This is a genomic window from Streptomyces sp. SAS_272, from assembly GCF_052543235.1.
Map to the genome: position 1 here is coordinate 1 of NZ_JBMNDR010000007.1, position 23,033 is coordinate 23,033.

The window sequence follows — 23,033 nt, forward strand, 5'->3', positions numbered from 1 at the left end:
CCCCCCCCCCCCCCCACCACCGCAGATCCTCGGTCTCACCCGAGTCGGGTTCCGAGGTGCGGAAGGGATCCGGCTACTCCGTCTCCCACCGCGTCAGTGCGCTCGCCGGTGCGCTCTCAGGTGAGGGTGATCGAGGTGGCGACGGAGGCGCTGATGGCGGTGCCGATGGAGACGCCGGTCCAGAAGCCGGGGGCCTCGAGGGTCTCGAGCTCCTGCATCTCCAGCTCGACGAGCTCGGCGTTCTCGATGGCGCCCAGGTTCTCAGCCATGGTGGTGTCCTCTCAGAGGTGTTCTACGGGTTGGATTGGTGCGGGTGGTGCGGGTGGTGCGGGTGGTGCGGCTCAGGTGAGGGTGACGGAGACGCCGACCGAGACGCCGACGGAGAAGGCGGCGCTGATGGTGCCCCAGCCCGGAGCCTCCAGCGCCTCCAGCTCCTGCATCTCCAGCTCGACCAGGTCGGCGTTGTCGAAGGACTCGACGGTGCCCGGGTTCTCGTTCATGTCGGTTGCCTCTCTCGGTGGTTCGACTGCTGTCGGGACGGTGCGGAACGGAACGGAACGGATCAGGTCAGCGTGATCGAGACACCGACCGAGACACCGGCGGAGAAGACGGCGCTGATGGTGCCCCAGCCCGGAGCCTCCAGCGCCTCCAGCTCCTGCATCTCCAGCTCGACCAGGTCGGCGTTGTCGAAGCTCTCGACGGTGCCGGGGTTCTCGCTCATGTCAGTTGCCTCTCTCGGCTGTTGCGGCGGATGTGGTGCGTGCTGACCCGGGGTTCCGGGGTTCCCCCGGCTGCCACGCGGCTTACGGGGCCGTGCGGCAGCCGTCGGGGGGTGTCCTGCCGCGCGCGGGGCACGGCACGGTGGATCGGACGGCCGGAGCCGGCTCGATCAGGTGAGGCTCCAGGCGACGGAGACGATCGAGATGCCGACGCTGACGCCGACGCTGGTGGCCCAGCCCGGGGCCTGCACGGCCTCGAGCTCCTGCATCTCCAGCTCGGTGCCGAGCTCCTGCAGCTCCTGCTCGACCAGCGTGTGCTTCGTCATGACGTTCTCCTTGTGTTCGGTGCGCCCGGCTTCTCCGGGACGCTGTCCGGGGTGTGGTGCGGGTGGTGCTGGTGGTGCGGTGCTCCTCCCGGTCGGCGCTCAGGCCGCCGGAAGGGGTTCGGGGGAGCCGGCCGGGAAGGCGGTCGGCTCGGTGGCCTCGGCGAGGAGCGCGACGACGTCGTCGGCGCTCAACCCGGCGAGGGTGGGAAGTCCGGCGCCCCAGGCGCGCACGCTGCGCAGGGCGACGTGGTGGCGCAGGTGCGGGGCGAGGTGCACGGTGCGGTCGATCCGCCAGCGGTGCATCAGCTGTTCGAGACCGTCGTCGGGCTGTGGCGCGAGCCACGGGGCCCGCTGCCCCAGGCGCTCCCACAGGCGGTGGACGCGGTCGGCGCTGCCGAAGCGGGTGTCTCCCTGGAGGGCCTGCCGCCATACGACCGGCCACAGGGCGGCGACCGCGCGCATCTTGGCCAGGCCCAGCGTGGTGGAGAGCTCGTTGGCGAGGGCCCAGCACTTCACCGCGTAGGGGCTGCGGCCGACGTTGATGGCTCCGCGCTGGCTCTCGGCGCTGAGCCGCGCGACCCGCAGCCGCTCCGGCGCGGGGGCCGGCCGTCCGGCGGCGAGGCGCCGGGCCAGTTCGTCGCCGGCCGTCAGCAGTTCACCCGCCAACTCCTCCACGGCGGCGTCCTGTTCCGGAAGGTCGAGGCTGTCGCTGCTGTACGGGATGACCGTCCTGAAGATCGCTTCGAGGACGCCGTCCAGGACGAGCGGCCCCGGGAGGGTCTCGGTGGCCTCGGGCACCCGGAGAGCGGCACGGGGGCGCAGGCACTCCCCCATCGCGATGCGTTTGCCGTCCTGGTGCGGGAAGCAGGCCACGGGGCCCGCCTCGCTGCCGGTGCCCAGGGTGGTGGGGACCGCGAGGACCTCGGCGTGCTCTCCCTCCGTGAGCGGAAGCGCCACGAGGCCGCTGCGCTGCGCGGAGGTCAGGTAGCGCAGGAGTCCGGGACGTCGGCCGACGGCGGCCGAGAGCTTCGCGAAGTCGAGGGTGCTGCCCCCGCCGACGCCGACGACCAGCTCACCGGGAGAGAACCGCGAGGCGTGGGCCTCCACGGCCCGCATCCCGCCGTCCGCCGGGGTGACCGCCACAGTGGGTGTGAACCCGGCGCGGACGATCTCGGCGGTGACGTTCCGGGTGACGGCGTGGTCGGCCACGGCCGGGTCGGCCAGGACGGTCACGCCGGTGGGGCGCAGTTCCCGCAGCAGTCCGGGAATCCGGTCGTAGGCGTCGAGAGAGACGGGCATGGGGTCAGCTCCTCGCGGCCAGGGAGGTCGCCGGCAGCAGGCTGTCGAGGCCCTCCTCGACACAGGTCATGAGCTCGGCGACCTCGTCGCGGCGGTACGTCAGGGAGGGCACGAGCTGGATGCCGGAGGGTCCGGGGTGGACGAGGGCGCCCGCGTGCCGGATGCGGGTGATGAGGTCGGCGACGTCCGTTCCGGCCAGGGGCCGGCCGTCGGGGTGCGTCAGGTGCAGGGTGCGGAAGCAGCCGACGCCGGTGGCGTGCGTGGCGAGCGGATGCCGCTCGACCAGTTCCGCCAGCCCCTGCTGGAGCCAGGCGGCGACGTCGCGGCCCGCGTTCACCGCGTCGAGGCGCTCCATCTCGGCGATGGTGGCGCTGATCGCGGCGCAGGCGAGTGCGGTCGCGCCCTGGGTCTCGGCGTGGGCGAACACCGTGTCGTGCTCGACGAGGGCCCGGGTCACCCGGTGGGACATCACGAGGGCGGCGGCGGGGCAGGCCCCGTTGGTCAGGCCCTTGGACGTGACGAGCACGTCGGGCAGGCCGGGCCAGCTCTCGGAGGCGAAGTAACTTCCGGTGCGGCCGAAGCCGGTGGCGACCTCGTCGGCGACCAGGAGGAAGCCGTGCTCGTCGCGCAGACGGCCCAGTTCGGCCACGAACGACTCGTCGAGCGGGACGGTTCCGGTGCCGACGACGGGTTCCACCACGACGGCGGCGACCTGGCCGCCGAGGGCGGTCATCAGCCGGCCCAGTTCGGCCGTGTCGTTCGGCGTGACGTGGCGGATCAGCCGCTGGTCCACTCCGTAGACCCGCTGCCCCAGGTCCTCCCCGGTCAGGGCGAAGCCGCCGAAGGTCAGTCCGTGGAAGCTGCCCCGCAGGGCGACCACCAGGTTCCGTCCTGGCCTGCCCTGTACGGCGTGGTAGATCCGCGCCAGTTTCATGACCGCGTCGTTGGCGACGCCGCCGCCGGTGGAGAAGAGCACCCGGGCGTAGTGGTCGGGCCCGCAGACCCGCAGCAGGTCCTCGGCGGCGCGGCGGGCGTAGCTGTTCTCGAAGCGGAAGGCCCCGAGGTAGGAGGCGTGTGCGGCGGCTTCGGCGACGGCCCCGGCGATCGTTGCGTTGCCGTAGCCGAGGTTCACGTTCCACAGTCCGCTGTCGGCGTCGAGGGCGGTGCTGCCGTCCGCGAAGGTGACGCGGTGTCCGGCCGCGCCGACGGCGCAGAGGCTGTCGTCGCCGTGGCTGGAGGGCGGTATGAGGTAGGGCCAGAGCGCGGTCATCGGGAGGCTTCCGTGGTCAGGAGTGTCACGCGGTGACGCTCGTCGGGCGGCGAGAGGAGCCGGCGGGAGGTGACCGTCAGGCCGGACGCGGCGAGTTCCTCCTCCAGGCGGGGCAGGTCGAGGACGGCCACGCGGTCCGTGCAGACGGTGACGGGGCTGTCGTCCTGCGGCGGGTCGGCGGGGAACAGGGTGACGGTGCGGCTGTCGGCGCCGGCGGGCCAGTGCTCGTACAGCTCGTAGACGGTGCCGCCGGCGCCGGTGGCCCGGACGACCGTCTCGTCGGGGCCGTCGCCGTCGCCCCGTTCCAGGACGGTCAGCAGGAACCGGCCGCCTTCGGCGAGGTGCGCCAGGACGCTGCGGTACAGACCCGCGCGGCCGTCCTCGTCCAGAAGTGAGAGCGAGGTCGTGCCGAGCAGGATGTGCGGGAAGGTCCGCCCCAGGTCGAACCGGGACATGTCGCCCTGCACCACGGTGCAGCGGGTCCGCATCGACGCCGGGGCCCTGTCCAGCTGGGTCCTCAGCAGCGCCAGCATGTCGGTGGACAGGTCGAGGGCGGTGACCTCCCTGCCGGTGGCGAGCAGCGGCAGGGTGAACCGTCCCGAGCCGGCCGCGAGGTCGAGCAGGGGGCCGGGCGTCGACCGCACCGCGGTCAGCAGGGCCCGGGTCTCCGGGTCGTCGTAGGTGGCGAGGTCGTGGTAGACCGGAGCGCCGAGGGCGTCGTACAGGCCGCAGACGCGGGCCCTGCCGCCGAGCTCCGCCTTCCGGCGGGCGGCGAGGACGCCCCCTTCGGTCGTCGTGGCCGCTTCCACGGTCTTGCATGCTGCGGTCGTCGTGGCCGCTTCCACTGTCATGGATGCTGCGGTCGTCGTGGCCGCCGCGGTCATCGCGGGCGCTGCCACTGTCGTGGTCGCTTCGGTCGTCGTGAGGGGCATGGCCGGGGCGCTCATCGCGTGACCGCCGGGACGCGCACCGGTACGGGCAGCGCCAGGCCGTGCGAGGCGAGCAGCTCGGCGAGCTGGTCCACGTGGTCGGCGGGGACTCGGTCGCCCACCGCTCCGGAGGTGGCGAGCAGGCACTCCAGGGTCCGGGCGGCCCGCCGGTCGACGGCGAACAGCCGGCTGCCGGCCACGACGTAGGCGTCCTCGTCCCCGTACAGCACGATCGGCAGCGAGGGGTTCGCCTGGTCGTCGCCGGAGACGGCGAGCCCGGGCGTCAGCCGGGAGCCGAACCCGGAGACCTTCAGGCCGGTGGCTCCGCGTGCCATGAGGCTGCGCAGTGCGGCGACCGCCGCGAGGTAGCGGGCCAGGAACGGACGGGTGCGCAGGGCTTCGGCCCGGGTCTGCGCCGGCAGTGCCGCGTCCAGTGCGGCGGCGCCGTTCCCGGCTCGGACGAAGCTCTCGGCGAGGTCGTCGAGGCTGTCGTCGACCGTGCCGAGCACCGCTCCCGTGGGGCTGGTGGACACCTGCCCGTTCCGGTCGGCGTACAGGCGCAGGGCCGGTCCGTCCACCGGGTCGTCGGCACCGGCCAGGGCGGCCGGGTCGGCCAGCAGCACCGAGGAGGTGAGGAGGAACTCGGGGAAGACGCCCTCGGCGAGCGCCCGGTCGGCGTCGGCGAGGAAGACCTCGAAGTCCTGTCGGTCGAAGACCCGGACGACGGTCGGCCCGAAGACGGTCATGAAGGGGCTGGCGGCGTAGGCGTGGGTCTGCAGGAAGAAGTCCTGGCCGTTGGAGAACTCGTCGCCGGGCTCCGTGAGGCTGCCCTGGTAGCCGACGGCGGGAGCGAGGTCGCGGGTGCCGTCGTCGGGGGCCAGGAGAAGGGTGCGGGGGCCGACGAGTCCGGCGGCCGTGACGGCGGGGATGTGCGCCGCGTCGGCCAGGACGAGCGTGCCGACGCCTGCGCCGGGGGGTCCGGCGAGCGGGGAGGCGGTGGCCCAGGAGATGAGGTGCTGCTTCAGACGCCCACGAACGATCATGTCCATGCCAGATGTTCCTTTACTGGTCTGCTTCCCCCTCTGCCTCGGGGCAGCAGGGAATCGGGTGCGGCGCGGGGGTGCCGGTCACGAGGTGACCTGGCGACGACGACAGCCGGAGACGGGCGCTCGTCGACCGTGTCGACAGACGGCCGGCCGGGTCAGCCGACGGCGAAAGGTCGGCGGCCGGCGCAGGTCCGACGGCGAACGGTCGGTCAGCGCGGTGACGCGACGGACCGCAGGATCGCCGACAGGTCAGCGAGCGACTCCTGAGCGCCGAAGAGCTTGCACACGGCGGTGGTGTTCAGGACGATCTCGTCCACTCCCACGTCTTCGTAGACCCGGAGCGCCTTGACCACCTGCGGCAGATCGCCGCCCGCGAACGCGCCGGTCTCCACGACACCGCGCGCCACGTCCTCGAGCCGCCCGGAGCCCACGTCGACTCCCGCCCGGCCGAGCATGTCCCGGTAGTGCGGGGCCTGCATGTGCGCCGCGTTGCCGGCCAGCGCCAGCCGCGCGGGCCCGGCGCCCTCCCGCCCCTCCTTCTCCAGTCCCGTCGGGACCATGGCGACGATCCGGGGCAGTGACGTCCGCCCGGCTCGTTCGGCGCCCTCGGCCACCGCGGGCAGGATGACGTCCCGCAGATATCCGGGCGGCGTCAGCCAGGTGATCACCACGTCGGCCACCTCGCCCGCCAGCCTGGCCATCGCCGGCCGCAGCACTCCCAGACCCACGTCGACCCGGGGCGCCGCCACGGGGGCCAGCTGTCCCCGGAAGGTCAGCTGCGGACCGTCCATGACGACCGTCTCGCCGTCGAGCAGACGGCGCACCGCCGTCACGTACTGCCGCGCCACCTGGAGCGGTTTCTCGTACGGGGCTCCGAGGATGTTCTCCTGGAAGGCCGTCGATCCGGGGCCGAAGCCCGCGATCACCGGTTCCCCGGTGGCCAGCGCCACGGACCGCGCCTGCAGGGCGGCCTCGTACGGGTGGCGCAGGGGCATCAGCGTGACGCCGAAGCCGGTCGGGACCCGGAACCCGGCCCCGGCCAGACCGGTGAAGGTCTGATGAGGCTCCATCACCATCGCCTGTCCCTGCCAGAGGCGGGTCGCCCCGGTCCACCGGACGAGTCCGGCGAAGGGGAGGGCCTGCTCCAGACGGCGGGGGACGCAGGGGAGGAGCACGGAGTAGTCGGTCATGGCTTCGGGTTCTCCTCGGTCGTCGTCGGGTCGGGCCGGCCGCGGTCGCGGGCTACTGCCAGTCGTTGTTGTTCTTCGGCAGCGTCACTCCGTCGGGCAGCAGACCGCCGAGGACGTGGAGCCACCCGAGGGGGCCGAGTCCGGCGGCGGGCGCCGCCCCGTTACCCGTCCCGTGCGCCGTCTCGTTCGCGGTCCCGTGCGCCGCCACGGTCTCCGTCGCCGTCCGGCTCTGCGCCGGCTGTTCGGCGGCGGCGGCCGTTCCCTGGCCGGCGAGGGCGATCGTCACGGCGGTCAGCAGACCGGCGACGACGTGTCCACGGCGACGGGACGACAGCGCGCTACGGGACGTGGAACGGTTCACAGGATGTCTCCTCGGATGCTCGATGCGGCGTTCGTTCTGCGGTGTTCGTGCTTCCTTGCGAGAACGACTCTGCCGTCTGGCGGGGGCCGCCACGAGGCCATCTGCGCGCAGCTTGCTGCACCCTCGGATTCCTCAAGCTGCAGCGCTCTCCCGCCCCGCCGGGCCCACCCCCGGCCCGAGCCCGCATCCGATCCGCAACCAGGGGACGTATGACGTCAACCCGTCGTTGACAGTCGAGTACGGGCGTCTGAGGATTCCAGGGACTGCGGTGTGATCGATCATCAACAGGGGGAAAAACATGGGCAATCTGCTCGCATTCCTAGGCGTGAACGACGAAGAGGAGCGGCTGTACCGCGCTCTGCTGCGTCGCGACTCGTCCGCGTCCGGCTCCCAGGAGCCCGGTGAGGACGAGGCCACGCCGTCCGAGCAGTCGGCCCTGGACAGGCTGGTGGCGCTGGGGCTCGCCACCCGGAACACCCACGGCGCGCTACGCCCGGTCCCGCCGCCCCGGGCCGTGGACGCCCTGATCGACGGCCGCCTGCGCCGTCTGCGGGAGGACCTGGAGGGCGAGGCGAGCCGGCACGCGGTCATCGAGTCCCTGTTCCGGGAGCGCTTGACGGCCGCTCCCTCACCCCGCGCGAACCCGGACGACCACAGCCGGATGATCACGCAGCTGCACGGGATCGAGGCGGTCCGGGAGGCCATCGACGAGCTGACCTTCTTCGCCCGGACCGAGGACCTGACCACGGAGCCGATGGGCCGCCTCACCGAGGAGTCGATCGCCGTGTCGCACCCGATCAACATGCGGTTGCTGCGCCGTGGTGTGCGTATGCGCATGATCATGGGGTCGGCGATCCTGCAGCACGAGACCACGCTCACCTACATGCGCGACCTGGTCTCGCACGGAGCCGAGGTGCGGATCTCCCATCACCCGATCGAGCGGGTGATCATCGTCGACCGGTCGGCCGCGCTGACCCCCATCGACCCGGCCCACACCTCGGTGGGTGCGCTGCTCGTGCGCGAGCCCGGCCTGGTGGCCACCCTGGTCACCCTCTTCGAGCGCATGTGGGCCGCCGCGGAGGAACTCCCCGGTGAGGACACGGACCTGCCGTCCGACATCGAGCGCGAGATCCTCGTCATGCTCAGAGAAGCCGACAAGGACGAGACGGCGGCGCGGCGCCTCGGCGTGTCCGTGCGCACCTACCGCAAGCATCTGGCGGTCATCATGCGCCGCCTCGGAGCCGCCAACCGGGTGGAGGCGGCGCTCATCGCTCTCGAGAAGGGCTGGCTGAACTGAGGGCCGCGGCGGGAGAACGCCCGACGGCCGAGGCCCGTGGACCGGTACCCGAAGTCACCGGTCCGCGGGCCTCGCCCGGGCGGCGCCCGTCGCTCAGCCCAGGCGGGTGAGCGCCTCGGTCGCGATGTCCTCGAAGACGGCCTGGTCCGCGGCGAAGTCGGAGTCCGCGATCGGCCAGTGGACCACGATCTCGGTGAAGCCCAGCTCGCGGTGACGCCCCGCGAAGTCGACGAAGGCCTCCACGGACTCGAGCGGCCGGCTCCGGTCCGGCGTGAACCCGGTCAGCAGGATCCGGTCCAGCTCCGCACCGTCCCGCCCGACGTCGGCGCACGCCTTGGCGAGCTTGTCGAGCTGCCCGCGCAGGGCCGCGTCCGACTGCTCCGGGGTCCCCGCCTCGTACAGCTTGGGGTCGCCGGTCGTCACCCACGCCTGCCCGTACCGGGCCGCCAGCTTCAGCCCACGCGGCCCGGTCGCGGCCACCGCGAAGGGGAGCCGGGGCCGCTGCACGCAACCGGGAATGTTGCGGGCCTCCTCCGCGGAGTAGTGCGCGCCTCGGTGGCTCACCGCGTCCTCGGTGAGCAGACGGTCGAGGAGCGGGAGGAACTCGCCGAAGCGGTCCGCGCGCTCCCGCGGCGTCCACGCCTCCTGTCCCAGCACGTGGGCGTCGAAGCCGTTGCCACCCGCGCCGATGCCCAGCGTGACCCGGCCGCCGGAGATGTCGTCGAGCGAGATCAGCTCCTTGGCGAGGGTCACCGGGTGGCGGAAGTTGGGTGACGTCACCAGGGTGCCCAGGCGCAGGCGCTCCGTGGCCGTGGCGGCAGCGGTGAGGGTGGGCAGGGCCCCGAACCAGGGGCCGTCCCGGAAGGACCGCCAGGACAGGTGGTCGTAGGTGTACGCGGCGTGGAAGCCGAGCTCCTCGGCGCGTCGCCACTTGGCCCGGCCCCCCTCGTGCCAGCGGTCGACGGGCAGGATCACGGTACTCAGCCGCACGTTCATGCCCCCGAGCCTACGTCGAGTCCGAAGGCGTCCCGCCGCACCCCCGGAGCATCACGACGCACGCCCGTCGGGGCCGCGGACACGACCGCGCCGGCCCTCGGCATCCGGCCGGCCGAGCCGCGGCGGCCCCGCGGGTGCGCGGGCCGTCGCACGGTCGTGCGGGCATGTACGGGAGAATGGCCCGGTGACCTCAGCGACCCGACAGCCCGAGACCCCGGCCGCCGCCCTCCCGCCGCGACTCATCGCCACCGATCTCGACGGCACCCTGCTGCGCGACGACCAGTCCGTGTCCCCGCGCACGGTCGCCGCCCTCGCCGCGGCCGAGGAGGCCGGCATCGAGGTCTTCTTCGTCACCGGACGCCCGGCCCGCTGGATGGACGTGGTCAGCGACCACGTCCACGGGCACGGCCTCGCCATCTGCGGCAACGGCGCCGCCGTGGTCGACCTGCACGGAGGCCCCGGCGCCCACCGGTTCGTCAAGGTGCGAGAGCTGGCACGGGACAACGCGCTGGACGCGGTCCGGCTGCTGCGCGAGGCCGCGCCCGGGACCATGTACGCCGTCGAGCAGACGTACGGCTTCTACCAGGAGCCGGAGTACCCCAAGATGCACATGGAGATCCCCGACCACCTCGCTCCGGCCGAGCAGCTGCTCGCCCCGGACGCGCCGGGGGCCGGTGAGCCGGTGCTGAAGATCCTCGCGTTCCACCCCACGCTCGACCCCGACGCCTTTCTCACCGTCGCCCGGCTGGCCATCGGTGACCGTGCCAACGTCACCCGCTCCAGCCCCAGCGCCCTGCTGGAGATCAGCGGCCCCGACGTCTCGAAGGCCAGCACGCTCGCCCTGTGCTGTGCGGAGCGCGGCATCTCCCACGAGGAGGTCGTCGCGTTCGGGGACATGCCGAACGACGTCGAGATGCTCACCTGGGCAGGCCGGTCGTACGCGATGGGCAACGCCCACCCGGACGTGCTCGCGGCGGCCTCCGGGCGCACGGTCGCCAACAACGAGGACGGGGTCGCCGTCGTCATCGAGCAGCTGCTCGCCGAGCGGGGCTAGACGGGGGCTAGCCCGGGGCTAGCAGCCGCCCGTCGGCACGGCTCCCGTGCCGTCCGCGCACGCGGACGTTCGCCGTGCGAGGGCCATGCCGTACCCGCGGTACTGCCGGTACGGCAGCCGATGCCGCCGGTGCCGACGGTACTGCCGGTGCAGCAGCCGGTGCCGACGGCGGCCGCAACGCCAGTTCGGCCACGGACCGTCGGACCACGGACCGATCGGCCACGGACCGTCCGGTCACCGCGCCGCCGCCAGGAGCTCCGCGGCGTCCTCCCGCTCCATCATGCGGCGCAGTGGGCCCGCCACGGCGGTCAGCTCCGCGTACCGGCCGCGCTGCACCACCTGCCCCTCGTCCAGGACGACCACCTCGTCGACCGCCTCGAGGCCGGCCAGCCGATGGGTGATGAGCAGGGTCGTACGGCCCTCGGTTGCGGCCAACAGATCGTGGGTGAGCGCGTCGGCGGTCGGCAGGTCCAGATGCTCGGCCGGCTCGTCGAGCACCAGGACGGGGAAGTCGGCGAGCAGTGCCCGGGCCAGCGCCAGCCGCTGCCGTTGTCCGCCGGACAGCCGGGCCCCGTGCTCGCCCACCAGGGTGTCGAGCCCGTCGGGCAGGCCGTCCGCCCACTCCAGCAGCCGGGCCCGCGCCAGCGCGTCCCTCAGCTCCGCCTCGCTCGCCCCCTTGCGGGCCAGCAGCAGGTTCTCCCGGACCGAGCTGTCGAAGTGGTGCGCGTCCTGGGCGCAGAGCCCGACGAACCGGCGCACGTCGTCGCCGTCCAGTGCGTGCGCGTCGACCCCGGCCAGCGTGTACGAGCCGGCGCCGGGGTCCAGGAACCGCAACAGCACCTGCGCGAGGGTGGTCTTGCCGGAGCCGGAGGCGCCCACGACGGCGATCCTGCGCCCCCGTGTCAGCGTGAGGTCGACGCCGGTGAGCGCGTCCCGGTCCTGTCCGGCGTGCCGGGCCGCCAGCCCCTGCACCACGAGCGGGAACGGCGACGCGGGCGCACTGCCGGGCCGCTCGGGTTCGCGCACCGGTTCGGGGGAGTCCAGCACCTCGAACACCCGCTCCGCGCTCCGGCGCACCCGCCGGCGGTACCGCACGGCTGCGGGCAGCCCCAGGACGGCCTCGAAAGCGGCCAGCGGGGTAAGGGCCACCACCGCCATGATCACGCCGTCCAGCCGCCCGTCCGCGACGGCCCGGGCCCCCACGAGTGCCGCGGCCGTCACGGTCAGCCCGGACACCAGCGCGGTCAGTCCGTCGCCGAGCGCGGTGGCGGTGGCGGTGCGTGAGGCGATCCGGGTGAGCACGGAGTCCGCCGCGCGTACCCCGGCGGTACGGGAGGGCAGGGCGCCCGCCACGGTCAGTTCGGCCGTGCCCGTGAGCAGGTCGGCCGTGCGGGCGGCGAGCGCGCCCCGGGCGGGGGCGAGCCGGCGCTCCGCCCGGCGCGCCACCGTGCCGGTGAGCAGCGGGACGCCCACACCGGCCGCCAGCAGCCCGGCGGCGAGCACGGCCCCGGCCTCGGGCAGCAGCCACGCCGTGAAGGCGACGGATCCCGTCGAGACGACGACGGCCGCGCCGACGGGCAGCAGCCAGCGCAGCCAGTAGTCCTGGAGGGCGTCCACGTCGGCGACGAGCCGCGACAGCAGGTCGCCGCGGCGCGTCGTGCGCAGCCCTGCGGGTGCCAGCCGCTCCAGCCGCCGGTAGACGGCGACCCGCGTGTCGGCCAGCATCCGCAGTACGGCGTCGTGCGACACGAGCCGCTCGGCGTACCGGAACACCGCCCGTCCGATGCCGAAGGCGCGCGTCGCCGTCACGGCCACCATCAGGTACAGCACGGGCGGCTGCTGCGCGGCCCGTGAGATGAGCCAGCCGGAGGTGGCCATGAGGCCCACCGCGCTGCCGAGAGCGAGGCTGCCCAGCAGCAGCGCAAGGGCGAGCCGCCCGCGCCGCGCCCCGGCCATGGCACGTGTCCGGGCGAGCACGCCGTCGCCGGTCCCGGTCCCGTCGCCGTTCCCGTCGGCGTTGCTGTCGCCGTTGCTTTCGCCGGTCCTGTCGCCGTCGCCGTTGCTTCCGCCGTTCCCGTCTCGGTAGGGACCGAGTGCACCCGGGCCGGCCACGACCCCCGTCGCCGCCGAAGTGACGTGCTCGTCCTCGGGAGCGGCCTCCAGGGGTCCGCGCGCCGCCTTCCAAGCCGCCGCGTCCGGTCCGGCTCCGAGGCCGGCCCCGGTCTCGGAGCCGGTCTCGCCGGCCCCGGTGTCGGCTGTGGCGTCGGCCCCCGTCCCGGCCGGCTCAAGCCGCACCACTCGGTCCGCCACCGCGAGCAACGCCGGCCGGTGCACGACCAGCAGCACGGTCCGGTCGGCCGCCAGCCGCCGTACAGCCGACACGATCCCCGCCTCGGTCTCCCCGTCGAGCGCCGCCGTCGGCTCGTCCAGCAGCAGCACAGGACGGTCCGCGAGGAACGCCCGGGCCAGCGCGAGCCGCTGCCGCTGCCCGGCGGACAGTCCGGCACCGTCCTCACCGAGCACAGTGCCGGCCCCGGCGGGCAGGGCGTCGACGAACTCCAGCGCCCCCGCGTCAGCCAGCGCCCGCCGCACGTCCGCGTCGTCGGCATCGGGACGCGCCAGCCGGACGTTCTCGGCGATCGTCCCTGCGAAGAGGTGCGGTCGCTGGGGCACCCACGCGACCCGCGACCGCCACTGCTCCAGGTCGGCCTCCGCCAGGTCGACTCCCCCGGCCAGCACCCGGCCCTCGGCCGGCCGCACGAAGCCCAGCAGCGTGTTCAGCAGGGTCGACTTGCCCGCGCCGCTCGGCCCGACGAGCGCGACCGTCTCGCCGGGCCGGACGGCGAAGGACGTGCGCGAGACGGCGTCGGCGGTCCGCCCGGGGTAGCGGACGGTCACTCCCTCGAACGCCAGGCCGCCCCCGGTCACCGAGACCACGCCCGGCTCCGGCACCGCCGTCTCGAGCACCTCGAAGATCTCCTCGGCGGCCGCAAGACCCTCGGCAGCCGCGTGGTACTGCGCTCCGACCTGCCGCAGCGGGAGGTACGCCTCGGGGGCGAGCACGAGGATCACCAGCCCGATGTACAGGTCCATCTCACCGTGGACGAGCCGCATGCCGATCGTCACGGCGACCAGGGCCACCGAGAGCGTCGACAGCAACTCCAGCGCGAACGACGAGATGAAGGCGATCCGCAGCGTCCGCATGGTCGCCCGCCGGTACTCACCGGTGATGCGGCGGATCGACTCGCCCTGCGCCTTGGCCCGCCCGAACACCTTCAGCGTGGGCAGGCCTGCGACGACGTCCAGGAAGTGCCCCGACAGCCGGGACAGCAGTCGCCACTGACGGTCCATCCGCGACTGCGTGGCCCAGCCGATCAGCATCATGAAGACCGGGATCAGCGGCAGGGTCCCGACGATGATCGCGGCGGACACCCAGTCCTCGGTCACGATCCGCGCCAGCACCGCGACCGGCACGACCACCGCCAGACCCAGCTGCGGCAGATAGCGTGAGAAGTAGTCGTCGAGGGCGTCCACACCACGCGTGGCGAGGGCGACCAGCGAGCCCGTGCGCTGCCCGGTGAGCCAGCCGGGCCCCAGGGCGGTGGCGCGCTCCAGCAGCCGGCCCCGCAGCTCGGATTTCACAGCGGCGCTGGCCCTGTGCGCGGCGAGTTCGGTGAGCCAGGCGACCAGCGCACGGCCGATCGCGACCGCCGCCAACAGCACCAGGGGGGTGCGCAGTTCAGCGACCGTCATACCGTGCTGGAAGGCGCCGACCACCGCCTCGGCGATCAGCATCGCCTGCGCGATGACCAGCGCCGCCCCGACAGCGCCCAAGCCGACGACCGCCACCAGGAAGAGGCGGGTGGCCCGGGCGTACCGCAGGAGACGCGGGTCGATCGGTTTCACGTGAAACACCCTCTTCTCGACGGGCGTGTTTCACGTGAAACACGCCCTCTCTCCCGTAGGTGGTGTTTCACGTGAAACACCACCTACGCGGCATGCGCCAAACTCAGTGCACCGGCTCGGCGAGGTGCTGTGTGCCGATCCGCTTGCGGAACACCCAGTACGTCCAGCCTTGGTAGAGCAGGACGAGCGGGGTGGCGACCCCCGCACACCAGGTCATGATCTTCAAGGTGTACGGACTCGACGAGGCGTTGGTCACCGTCAGGCTCCAGTCCTCGTTGAGCGAGGACGGCATGACGTTCGGGAAGAGCGACAGGAAGAGCATCGCCACAGCGGCCACGATGGTCACGCCGGAGAGGGCGAACGACCAGCCCTCACGCCCCGATTGGTTCGCCACGAGGGCCGCGATCAGTGCGGCGACCGCCACGACGAGGGCCACCAGGCTCTTGGCGTCACCGCTGTCGATCTGCGTCCAGGTCAGGAAGACCAGCGCGAGAACGGCGGTCACGACGCCGACCTTCGACGCCAGCTTCCGTGCCCGCGCACGGATGTCGCCCACCGTCTTCAGTGCCGTGAACACTGCACCGTGGAAGGTGAACAACGTCAGCGTCACCAGGCCGCCGAGCAGCGCGTACGGGTTGAGCAGGTCCCAGACGCCGCCCACGTACTCGAAGTTCCGGTCGATCTTGACGCCTCCCACGATGTTGCCGAAGGCGACGCCCCACAGGAACGCCGGGAGGAGCGAGGTCCAGAAGATCGCGGTCTCCCAGTTGCGCTGCCAGTTCTCCTCCGGCCGCTTGGCCCGGTACTCGAAGGCGACGCCGCGCACGATCAGGCAGACCAGGATGAGCAGCAGGGGCAGGTAGAAGCCGGAGAAGAGCGTGGCGTACCACTCGGGGAAGGCGGCGAACGTCGCGCCACCCGCCGTGAGCAGCCACACCTCGTTGCCGTCCCAGACCGGTCCGATGGTGTTGATCAGCACCCGCCGCTCGGGCCGGTCGCGGGCGAGCAGCCTGGTGAGGATGCCGACCCCGAAGTCGAAGCCCTCCAGGAAGAAGTAGCCGGTCCACAGGACGGCGATGAGGACGAACCAGACGTCGTGCAGTTCCATGACTGTGCAGCTCCCTCGGCCTAGTAGGAGAAGGCCATCGGCTTGTCGGCGTCCTGGGAGTCGCCGCCGATCTTCGTGGGCGGGTTGAGGTCGGCCTCGGTGAGCTCCGGCGGGCCGGCCTTCACGTACTTGGCCAGCAGCTTGACCTCGACGACGGCGAGGATGGCGTACAGCGCGGTGAAGACGGTCATCGAGAGGAGGACCTCGCCCTGGGAGACCCCGGGGGAGACCGCGTCCCGCGTCTGCAGGACGCCGTAGACGACCCAGGGCTGACGGCCCATCTCGGTGAAGATCCAGCCCCATGAGTTGGCGATCAGCGGGAAGCCCAGGGTCCAGATCGCCACCAGCCAGTAGAGCCGCGTGAGCTTGGGGCCGAGCGCCTTCTTCCCGAACAGCACCACGTGCGGCACCTCGTCCTCGCCGACCCTCAGGTGCTGCGGCAGCAGGAACTTGCGGCGCGTGAGCCAGAGTCCGGCCAGCCCGATCGTGAACGAGGCCATGCCGAAGCCGATCATCCAGCGGAAGCCCCAGTAGGCGACGGGGATGTTGGGCCGGTAGTCGCCGGGCCCGAACTTCTCCTGCTCGGCCTTGTTCACGTCGTTGATGCCGGGGACGTACGAGCTGAAGTCGTCGTTCGCGAGGAAGGACAGCAGCCCCGGGATCTCGACGGCGACGGTGTTGTGGCCCTTATCCACGTCGCCGTAGGCGAAGACGGAGAAGGGAGCGGGTGCCTGGCCGTCCCACAGCGCCTCGGCAGCCGCCATCTTCATCGGCTGCTGCTTGAACATCACCTTGCCGAGGGTGTCGCCGCTGACCGCCGTGAGCAGACCGGCGATGACCACGGTGACCAGGCCCAGCCGCAGCGAGGTCTTCATCACCGGGATGTGCTTCCTGCGGTACAGGTGGAAGGCGGCGATGCCCACCATGAAGGCGCCACCGGTCAGGAAGGCCGCGGACAGGGTGTGGAAGACCTGGGCGAGCGCCGTGTTCTGGGTGAGCACGGCCCAGAAGTCGGTCAGTTCGGCCCGGCCCTTCTTCTCGTTGATCCGGTAGCCCACGGGATGCTGCATCCACGAGTTGGCCGCGAGGATGAAGTAGGCCGACAGGATCGTGCCGATCGAGACCATCCAGATGCAGGCCAGGTGGATCTTCTTCGGCAGCTTGTCCCAGCCGAAGATCCACAGACCGATGAAGGTGGACTCGAAGAAGAAGGCGATCAGGGCCTCGAAGGCGAGCGGGGCGCCGAAGACGTCGCCGACGAAGCGTGAGTAGTCGGACCAGTTCATGCCGAACTGGAACTCCTGCACGATGCCGGTGACGACGCCCATCGCGATGTTGATCAGGAAGAGCTTGCCCCAGAACTTGGTCGCCCTGAGGTACTTCTCGTTCTCCGTGCGCACCCAGGCGGTCTGCAGTCCGGCGGTCAGGGCCGCCAGGGAGATCGTCAGGGGGACGAAGAGGAAGTGGTAGACGGTGGTGATGCCGAACTGCCAGCGCGCCAGGGTCTCCGGCGCCAAAGCCAGGTCCACGTCGCCGCTCCTTACTCCACGCTTGTGAATGCGTTCACATTCACAAGCCATTATGCCGCACGGACTTTCGACATGCGAAGGGGGGTCCCCGCCCTATCGCGGAAACCCCCCACACCTCATCTGAGCAGCCAAAACGCACCAGTGAACGGTGCCGAGCGCCCGCGGCGGGAGCTACGCCTCCTTGCGGAACCCCTCCGCCGCCTTCAGGAAGATGTCGTTCGCCTCGTTCTCGCCGATCGTCACCCGCACGCCCTCACCCGGGAACGGCCGCACCACGACGCCTGCCTGCTCGCACGCCCCCGCGAAGGCCGCCGTCTGCTCGCCCAGCCGCAGCCACACGAAGTTGGCCTGCGTCTCGGGCACCGTCCAACCCTGCGCACGCAGGGCCTCGACCACCCGCAGACGCTCGCACACCAGGGAGCCGACCCGGCCGAGCAGCGCGTCCTCGGCGCGCAGCGAGGCGATCGCCGCCTCCTGGGCGAGCTGGCTGACGCCGAACGGCACCGCCGTCTTGCGCAGCGCCTCCGCGACCGGCTCGTGGGCGATGGCGAAGCCCACTCGCAGGCCGGCCAGTCCGTACGCCTTGGAGAAGGTCCGCAGCACGCACACGTTGGGCCGCTTGCGGTAGATCTCGACGCCGTCCGGCACCTCGGGGTCGCGGATGAACTCACGGTAGGCCTCGTCGAGCACGACCAGCACGTCCCGCGGCACCCGGTCCAGGAAACGTTCCAGCTCGGCCCGCCTGACGACGGTGCCTGTGGGGTTGTTGGGGTTGCAGACGAAGATCAGCCGCGTCCGGTCGGTGATCGCGTCGGCCATGGCGTCCAGGTCGTGGACGTCCCCCGGCGTCAGCGGCACCTGCACCGGCCGTGCGCCGTTGATCTGCGTGATGATCGGATACGCCTCGAAGGACCGCCAGGCGTAGACGACCTCGTCGCCCGCGCCCGCGGTCGCCTGGACCAGCTGCTGGGCCACCCCGACCGAGCCGGTGCCGGTGGCCAGATGGGCGGCCGGGACGCCGAAGCGCTCGGAGATCTCGTTGACCAGCGCCGTGCAGGCCAGGTCCGGGTAGCGGTTGAAGGCGGCTGCCGCGGCCGTCACGCTCTCCATCACCCCGGGCAGCGGCGGATAGGGGTTCTCGTTGGAGGACAGCTTGTAGGCCACGGGACCGCCCGCCGCAGCCGGCCTGCCCGGCTTGTAGGTGGGGATACCCTCCAGCTCGGCGCGCAGCTTGGGGCTCGTCTCGCTCACCGCAGTCCTCCTCGTGACACCACCGGCTTCAATACTGCTCACCTTATGAGGATTCGGCCCCGGTGCGTACAGGTGGGGAGCCGGCGAGAAACCGGTGACGGGAGACGGGGCAGCAGCGAGCGGCCCGCCCGGCCGCCTCGGGACGCGAGGACGTCCACGACTTCTGGGGACGAAGACGGACGAAGGGGCGGACGCCCGGGGGCGCGCCTCACATATATCTATGCGCCGGTGGCTCGCGCCGTGGCGCGCATCCCTCGTGCAGGTGAGTTGAGACCTCTTCGAAACATCGGTGCGTTGGCAGGCTCATCCGTGCCGACACGTCACGTCCTGGGGCTGAAACTGCCAACTGCCTTTGTTTCTAGTGCACTTGACCCCATGTAGCCTTGCAGAAACGTGCCTGTCAATGCGTGCATATGCGTCCGCCCTACCCCACCGAATGAGCCCTACTATCGGCTCGCCATGACAGCAGCAGGGAAGCACCAGGTGAGCCGCGCGGAAACCTCACGCCGAGGCAGCCGGCCGGGCCGGGCGGGCATCAGGGACGTGGCCGCCGCCGCCGGAGTGTCCATCACGACCGTCTCGGACGCCCTCAACGGCAAGGGCAGGCTCCCCGACGCCACCCGACGCCATGTCCGCGAGGTCGCCGACCGACTGGGCTACCGCCCCTCCGCGGCCGCCCGAACCCTCCGTACCGGCAAGTCGGGCCTCATCGGCCTGACCGTGACCACGTACGGGGATGAACCTTTCACCTTCACCGAGTTCGCGTACTTCGCGGAGATGGCGCGCGCCGCCACGTCGGCCGCGCTGGCCCGCGGCTACGCGCTCGTCATCCTCCCCGCGACCTCGCGCCACGACGTGTGGTCGAACGTCGCCCTGGACGGCACGGTCGTCATCGACCCCTCCGACCAGGATCCGGTGGTCAGCGAGCTGGTCCGGCAGGGTTTACCGGTCGTCTCCGACGGCCGCCCGGCCGGCACGCTCCCGGTCACCGCGTGGGTGGACAACGACCACGAAGCGGCCGTCCTCGACATCCTCGACCATCTGGCCGACGCCGGCGCCCGCCGCATCGGCCTGCTCACGGGCACCACGACCGACACCTACACCCACCTGTCGACCAGCGCCTACCTGCAGTGGTGCGAGCGGGTCGGCCAGGAGCCCGTCTACGAGGCCTACCCCGCCCACGACCCGTGCGCGGGCGCCGTGGCCGCCGACCGGCTGCTGGCCCGCCCGGACCGCCCCGACGCCGTCTACGGCCTGTTCGACCCCAACGGCACCGACCTCCTCGCCGCCGCTCGCCGCTACGGGCTGCGCGTGCCGGAGGAGCTGCTGATCGTCTGCTGCAGCGAGTCCATGGTGTACGCCAACACCGAGCCGCCCGTGACCACCCTCTCCCTCAAGCCGCGCCGCATCGGAACGGCGGTGGTGCAGCTCCTCATCGACGCGATCGAGGGCGTGGAGTCGGAACAGACGGTCGAGCAGGTGATACCGACCGAGCTGATGGTGCGAACGTCGTCCCAGCGCCGCCCGCCACGCACGACGGTCAGCCCGCCCCGGGCGCCTGAGAAGGGGTGAGCGGGGCGGCCCGCCCGGGGGACGGGCGCGACGTGGAGGTGAACCCTCACAGGGAAGCCGAGGGGAACTCCGCCGGGAGCCGCGGACGTTTCGGGCAGACCCCCGCGGCGGGAGCTCCCCGGCGGGGCTCCCGTGCGAAAGCTCCCCGGCAGGGGCTCCGGTGCGGGGGAGAGAGCAGTGCGGTGATCAAGGATTCGGGGAACAGGGCTCCGACGGGGACCCGCGGGGAATTGGGGAATCCCTGGGGGGTGTGCGGTGGTGCTGCGGTGCCGGGGCACGGTGGTCAGGGGCAGGGGACTCGGTCCGTGACGGACCGCGTCGCGTCAACTCCGTTGAGCGGACAGCACGTATGGGCGATCTCCGCCGGACACGGAACGGCTCGGGCGACCGGAGTGCCCGAGGCCCGTCGGGCGACGGTCATGCTCCCGGCCGTCGGCCGCGGCGGACGCTCGGCAGCACCCCCTCGCTTCGCGTTCGTCCTCTGCAGTCACCGAAGTCACACGCGCCCCGGCCGACGCAACGCCTCTCACCGGGTCCCCGGCCGGCGCGCACCCCGCCGACCGGCGGGTGTCCTCCGGCGGTGCGGTGGCGCGGACCCGGTGCGCGTGGGAGGGGCGGGCACTGCCGAAGCCCGGCCCAATCGGGGCGAAAGCCGCGGCGAACCGGAGCCCCGCCTCGATTCCCCACCCCTGGGTCATCACACGGCGCGATCCGCATTCCTATGATGGGCGCACGGCACCCCGGGCCGCTGCGACCAGGCAGCCCGAAGGGTGCAGATGCGGCGCGATGGTGGAGGGGTCTGATGACTCAGGGGGCCGGTCAGGGACCCGAGGTGGAGCGGACGGCGACGTTGCGTGACTTCCGGGTGCCCGCGTACGTCAACGAGACCGGTCCGTACGACCACGACACCCATCCCGGGAACGTCGCGCCGCCCCTCGATGAGCCGCTGGAGCACCCGGACGGCTACACGCCGACCCAGCGCGACCTGCCCGTCATCAACCGTCGCGGCGACACCCTCCAGGTGGCCGTGGACCCGTCGGTCGTCCAGGCGCCGGTCACCGCGACCGGCCCGGGCCCGCTGTTCGTCGTCGGCGACGTGCACGGCTACCTCGACGACCTGGTGGCCGCCCTGCGCGAGAAGGGTCTGGTCGACGCGGCCGGCAACTGGTGCGCGGGCACGGCCCGCCTCTGGTTCCTCGGCGACTTCACCGACCGCGGTCCGGACGGCATCGGCGTCATCGACCTCGTCATGCGGCTGTCCGCCGAGGCCGCCGCGGCCGGCGGGTACTGCAAGGCGCTCATGGGCAACCACGAGCTGCTGCTGCTCGGTGCCAAGCGGTTCGGCGACACCCCGGTCAACTCCGGCGCGGGCACCGCCACCTTCCAGGCGGCCTGGCTGCTCAACGGCGGCCAGAAGTACGACATGGACCGGCTCCAGGACCACCACCTGCAGTGGATGTCCCGTCTGGACGCCATGGAGGAGGTCGACGGCCATCTGCTCGTCCACTCCGACACCACCGCCTACCTCGACTACGGCGACTCGATCGAGGCGGTCAACGACACCGTCCGTGAAACGATCACGCGTAACGACGCGGACGAGGTGTGGGATCTGTTCCGCAAGTTCACGAAGCGTTTCTCCTTCCGCGACGAGGGCGGCGCCGACGCCGTGCGCTCCCTCCTCGATACGTACGGCGGCACCCGCATCGTTCACGGCCACAGTCCGATTCCCTACCTGCTCGGCGAAGTCGGCTCCGAGGAGGGCGAGGACAACAGCGGACCGCATGTCGAGGGACCCCACGTCTACGCCGACGGGCTCGCCATCGCGATGGACGGCGGCGTGACGATGGCCGGGAAACTCCTGGTCCAGCAATTGCCCCTGAACATCTGAGCGTCACAGGGTGACCGCGGTGCGTCACCCGCCCCGCTTCCGACAGGTCGTCTGCGCCGCAGGCCAGGGGCCAATTTCGGCAAACCCCCTGTCACGCCATGCCGTCGCCGCTCTACCATCGGTTCATCCGTAGCAGGCTCCCCTCCGTTTCTGCCCGACGGCTCGTTGGCATGCGAGCCCCAAGCCCTACGGAGCATCGGGGGATGCACATGAACAGCGTTCCGCAGCACCTGCACAGCGAGGACCGCCAGGAATACGAGCGGATCCTCGACGAGGCGCTGCGCTCCGCCCCACACCACCCGGAACTGGCCGCTGTCGGTCAGCGGCTCAACCCCGAACAACTGCGCACCATGGCCCTCAACGCCTCCGCACTCATCACGGTGGCCGCGGCGGCCGAGTACCAGCACTACGTGAAGATCCGCGAGGAACTGCGCCATCCCGCGCCGACGAACCCGACGACCACGTCGGGCCCGTCGTCCACCACCGGGACCGGCCCCGCGGAACCGGGCGCGACCGCGATGGGCATCGCCACCAGCATGGGGGAGGCGGCCCAGGCCGCCGAAGCCGCCGGCGCCGGCGCGGTCGCCGCCGTCCTCACCCCCGTCCTCGCCGCGACCGCCGCGGCGATATTCCTCCTCGTCGGCTACATCCTCAGAGTGCTCGACCCCCAACAGGCGTTCGCCCAGACGATGCTCACGGCGGGCTGGGCCTTCGGGGCCGTGGCCGCGGCCGCGATCCTCGTCGCCACCGTCGCACTGCTGCTCACCGCCCTGCGCAACCGCCCCTCCCTGGAAGCCGGGCCGTACAGCGAACTGAGCGAAGAGGTGGACCAGGCCAGAGAAGCCTGGCGGGAAGCCCTGCTGGAGCGCGGCATCCTGCCGTTCCTCCGGGAGGCCCTGACCGCTCCCGGCGCGGTGACCCCCGTGCACAGCGACCCGGTAACGCCCGCTCCCGTCAGCCGCCTTCCGAAGATCGGCTACGACCGCCCGGGCTTCAGCAGCCCCGACGACGGCCGCACGGCCGGTTCACGGCCCAGCTTCAGCAGCCCGGACTACTCCAGCCCGGACTTCGGCGGGCCGGATCACCAGCCGGAATAGGAGTCCGGCCTGCGCCCCCGGCAGCCGGTCACCGGTCGGAGAGGTCCGCCGCCCGACGCCGGGAGCGCAAACCGAGGACGGCGCTGCGCCCCGGGGGCCGACGGGCCAGAGCCGAGGAGCGCCGACGGGAACGACGCGGGACTGACGTCGGCTCAAGCAGTACCGGGATCAGGTCGTCGGGCTCGGTTCTCGGGC

20 protein-coding genes are annotated in these 23,033 nt (G+C 72.1%); 5 read left to right on the plus strand and 15 right to left on the minus strand.

Annotated elements, in window-relative coordinates:
* Positions 1 to 116 precede the first annotated feature (116 nt).
* The 10 genes from ACN6LD_RS07130 to ACN6LD_RS07175 all read right to left on the minus strand — a co-directional run bounded on the left by ACN6LD_RS07130 (position 117) and on the right by ACN6LD_RS07175 (position 7,140).
* Positions 117 to 269, minus strand: coding sequence for a daptide-type RiPP (locus tag ACN6LD_RS07130; RefSeq protein WP_173985607.1), 153 nt, complete (start codon positions 267 to 269; stop codon positions 117 to 119).
* Between the two features lie 72 nt (positions 270 to 341).
* Positions 342 to 500, minus strand: coding sequence for a daptide-type RiPP (locus ACN6LD_RS07135; protein ID WP_319188368.1), 159 nt, complete (start codon positions 498 to 500; stop codon positions 342 to 344).
* A 62-nt stretch (positions 501 to 562) separates the two neighbouring features.
* Positions 563 to 721, minus strand: a complete 159-nt coding sequence (locus ACN6LD_RS07140) for a daptide-type RiPP (RefSeq protein WP_266722724.1) — start codon at positions 719 to 721, stop codon at positions 563 to 565.
* Positions 722 to 889: 168 nt separating this feature from the next.
* On the minus strand, positions 890 to 1,045 hold the full coding sequence (locus ACN6LD_RS07145) for a daptide-type RiPP (RefSeq protein WP_199863707.1): 156 nt from the start codon (positions 1,043 to 1,045) through the stop codon (positions 890 to 892).
* A gap of 99 nt (positions 1,046 to 1,144) precedes the next feature.
* The gene (mpaC, locus tag ACN6LD_RS07150; RefSeq protein ID WP_319188372.1) at positions 1,145 to 2,344 is read right to left on the minus strand and encodes a daptide-type RiPP biosynthesis dehydogenase; all 1,200 of its coding nucleotides are present in this window, start codon (positions 2,342 to 2,344) and stop codon (positions 1,145 to 1,147) included.
* 4 nt (positions 2,345 to 2,348) lie between these two features.
* The gene (gene mpaD / locus ACN6LD_RS07155) at positions 2,349 to 3,614 is read right to left on the minus strand and encodes a daptide-type RiPP biosynthesis aminotransferase (RefSeq protein ID WP_319188374.1); all 1,266 of its coding nucleotides are present in this window, start codon (positions 3,612 to 3,614) and stop codon (positions 2,349 to 2,351) included.
* Positions 3,611 to 4,546 (minus strand): daptide-type RiPP biosynthesis methyltransferase, encoded by a 936-nt coding sequence (mpaM, locus tag ACN6LD_RS07160; protein ID WP_445042711.1) that lies wholly within the window; start codon positions 4,544 to 4,546, stop codon positions 3,611 to 3,613. The genes mpaD and mpaM overlap by 4 nt, the downstream gene beginning before the upstream one ends.
* A gap of 11 nt (positions 4,547 to 4,557) precedes the next feature.
* Positions 4,558 to 5,592: a daptide biosynthesis RiPP recognition protein gene (gene mpaB / locus ACN6LD_RS07165; protein WP_445042712.1), complete on the minus strand. Its 1,035-nt coding sequence runs from the start codon at positions 5,590 to 5,592 to the stop codon at positions 4,558 to 4,560.
* Positions 5,593 to 5,798: 206 nt separating this feature from the next.
* On the minus strand, positions 5,799 to 6,779 hold the full coding sequence (locus tag ACN6LD_RS07170) for an LLM class flavin-dependent oxidoreductase (RefSeq protein ID WP_445042713.1): 981 nt from the start codon (positions 6,777 to 6,779) through the stop codon (positions 5,799 to 5,801).
* 52 nt (positions 6,780 to 6,831) lie between these two features.
* Positions 6,832 to 7,140, minus strand: coding sequence for a hypothetical protein (locus ACN6LD_RS07175; RefSeq protein ID WP_319188382.1), 309 nt, complete (start codon positions 7,138 to 7,140; stop codon positions 6,832 to 6,834).
* Between the two features lie 298 nt (positions 7,141 to 7,438).
* On the opposite strand from ACN6LD_RS07175, the gene ACN6LD_RS07180 reads away from it, so the two are divergent.
* Entirely contained in the window at positions 7,439 to 8,437 is a 999-nt protein-coding gene (locus ACN6LD_RS07180) for a helix-turn-helix transcriptional regulator (protein ID WP_445042714.1), read from the plus strand.
* Positions 8,438 to 8,530: 93 nt separating this feature from the next.
* Here the strand turns inward: ACN6LD_RS07180 and ACN6LD_RS07185 are convergent, their stop codons facing one another.
* The gene (locus ACN6LD_RS07185; RefSeq protein ID WP_319194357.1) at positions 8,531 to 9,433 is read right to left on the minus strand and encodes an LLM class flavin-dependent oxidoreductase; all 903 of its coding nucleotides are present in this window, start codon (positions 9,431 to 9,433) and stop codon (positions 8,531 to 8,533) included.
* A gap of 184 nt (positions 9,434 to 9,617) precedes the next feature.
* Here ACN6LD_RS07185 and ACN6LD_RS07190 point away from each other — a divergent pair, with 184 nt between their 5' ends.
* Positions 9,618 to 10,487 carry a Cof-type HAD-IIB family hydrolase gene (locus tag ACN6LD_RS07190; protein ID WP_319194359.1) on the plus strand — a complete coding sequence of 290 codons (870 nt, stop codon included), beginning with the start codon at positions 9,618 to 9,620 and terminating at the stop codon, positions 10,485 to 10,487.
* Positions 10,488 to 10,721: 234 nt separating this feature from the next.
* Here ACN6LD_RS07190 and cydD read toward each other — a convergent pair whose 3' ends face one another.
* The 4 genes from cydD to hisC all read right to left on the minus strand — a co-directional run bounded on the left by cydD (position 10,722) and on the right by hisC (position 18,281).
* Positions 10,722 to 14,402, minus strand: a complete 3,681-nt coding sequence (cydD, locus tag ACN6LD_RS07195; RefSeq protein WP_445042715.1) for a thiol reductant ABC exporter subunit CydD — start codon at positions 14,400 to 14,402, stop codon at positions 10,722 to 10,724.
* Between the two features lie 94 nt (positions 14,403 to 14,496).
* Positions 14,497 to 15,501 carry a cytochrome d ubiquinol oxidase subunit II gene (gene cydB / locus ACN6LD_RS07200; protein WP_445042716.1) on the minus strand — a complete coding sequence of 335 codons (1,005 nt, stop codon included), beginning with the start codon at positions 15,499 to 15,501 and terminating at the stop codon, positions 14,497 to 14,499.
* Between the two features lie 20 nt (positions 15,502 to 15,521).
* A complete protein-coding gene (locus ACN6LD_RS07205) occupies positions 15,522 to 17,030 on the minus strand; it encodes a cytochrome ubiquinol oxidase subunit I (RefSeq protein ID WP_319194364.1) in 1,509 nt (502 codons plus the stop codon).
* A 171-nt stretch (positions 17,031 to 17,201) separates the two neighbouring features.
* On the minus strand, positions 17,202 to 18,281 hold the full coding sequence (hisC, locus tag ACN6LD_RS07210) for a histidinol-phosphate transaminase (RefSeq protein ID WP_319194366.1): 1,080 nt from the start codon (positions 18,279 to 18,281) through the stop codon (positions 17,202 to 17,204).
* A gap of 459 nt (positions 18,282 to 18,740) precedes the next feature.
* Between hisC and ACN6LD_RS07215 the strand changes: the two genes are divergently transcribed.
* The 3 genes from ACN6LD_RS07215 (at position 18,741) to ACN6LD_RS07225 (ending at position 22,838) form a co-directional block, all read left to right on the plus strand.
* The gene (locus ACN6LD_RS07215) at positions 18,741 to 19,853 is read left to right on the plus strand and encodes a LacI family DNA-binding transcriptional regulator (RefSeq protein ID WP_319194368.1); all 1,113 of its coding nucleotides are present in this window, start codon (positions 18,741 to 18,743) and stop codon (positions 19,851 to 19,853) included.
* 802 nt (positions 19,854 to 20,655) lie between these two features.
* Complete coding sequence (locus ACN6LD_RS07220) at positions 20,656 to 21,741, plus strand: metallophosphoesterase (protein WP_319194370.1); 1,086 nt, start codon at positions 20,656 to 20,658, stop codon at positions 21,739 to 21,741.
* Between the two features lie 203 nt (positions 21,742 to 21,944).
* Complete coding sequence (locus ACN6LD_RS07225) at positions 21,945 to 22,838, plus strand: hypothetical protein (protein ID WP_445042717.1); 894 nt, start codon at positions 21,945 to 21,947, stop codon at positions 22,836 to 22,838.
* Positions 22,839 to 23,033: the final 195 nt, after the last annotated feature.

What these genes read in the sequence shown, in the direction of transcription:
- mpaM (WP_445042711.1), bottom strand. Translation starts at nt 4,546, where the DNA reads ATGCCCCTCACGACGACCGAAGCGACCACGACAGTGGCAGCGCCCGCG.
- ACN6LD_RS07130 (WP_173985607.1), bottom strand. Translation starts at nt 269, where the DNA reads ATGGCTGAGAACCTGGGCGCCATCGAGAACGCCGAGCTCGTCGAGCTG.
- ACN6LD_RS07140 (WP_266722724.1), bottom strand. Translation starts at nt 721, where the DNA reads ATGAGCGAGAACCCCGGCACCGTCGAGAGCTTCGACAACGCCGACCTG.
- ACN6LD_RS07180 (WP_445042714.1), top strand. Translation starts at nt 7,439, where the DNA reads ATGGGCAATCTGCTCGCATTCCTAGGCGTGAACGACGAAGAGGAGCGG.
- ACN6LD_RS07215 (WP_319194368.1), top strand. Translation starts at nt 18,741, where the DNA reads ATGACAGCAGCAGGGAAGCACCAGGTGAGCCGCGCGGAAACCTCACGC.
- ACN6LD_RS07135 (WP_319188368.1), bottom strand. Translation starts at nt 500, where the DNA reads ATGAACGAGAACCCGGGCACCGTCGAGTCCTTCGACAACGCCGACCTG.
- mpaB (WP_445042712.1), bottom strand. Translation starts at nt 5,592, where the DNA reads ATGGACATGATCGTTCGTGGGCGTCTGAAGCAGCACCTCATCTCCTGG.
- ACN6LD_RS07145 (WP_199863707.1), bottom strand. Translation starts at nt 1,045, where the DNA reads ATGACGAAGCACACGCTGGTCGAGCAGGAGCTGCAGGAGCTCGGCACC.
- mpaD (WP_319188374.1), bottom strand. Translation starts at nt 3,614, where the DNA reads ATGACCGCGCTCTGGCCCTACCTCATACCGCCCTCCAGCCACGGCGAC.
- mpaC (WP_319188372.1), bottom strand. Translation starts at nt 2,344, where the DNA reads ATGCCCGTCTCTCTCGACGCCTACGACCGGATTCCCGGACTGCTGCGG.
- ACN6LD_RS07225 (WP_445042717.1), top strand. Translation starts at nt 21,945, where the DNA reads ATGCACATGAACAGCGTTCCGCAGCACCTGCACAGCGAGGACCGCCAG.
- ACN6LD_RS07220 (WP_319194370.1), top strand. Translation starts at nt 20,656, where the DNA reads ATGACTCAGGGGGCCGGTCAGGGACCCGAGGTGGAGCGGACGGCGACG.
- cydB (WP_445042716.1), bottom strand. Translation starts at nt 15,501, where the DNA reads ATGGAACTGCACGACGTCTGGTTCGTCCTCATCGCCGTCCTGTGGACC.
- ACN6LD_RS07185 (WP_319194357.1), bottom strand. Translation starts at nt 9,433, where the DNA reads ATGAACGTGCGGCTGAGTACCGTGATCCTGCCCGTCGACCGCTGGCAC.
- ACN6LD_RS07170 (WP_445042713.1), bottom strand. Translation starts at nt 6,779, where the DNA reads ATGACCGACTACTCCGTGCTCCTCCCCTGCGTCCCCCGCCGTCTGGAG.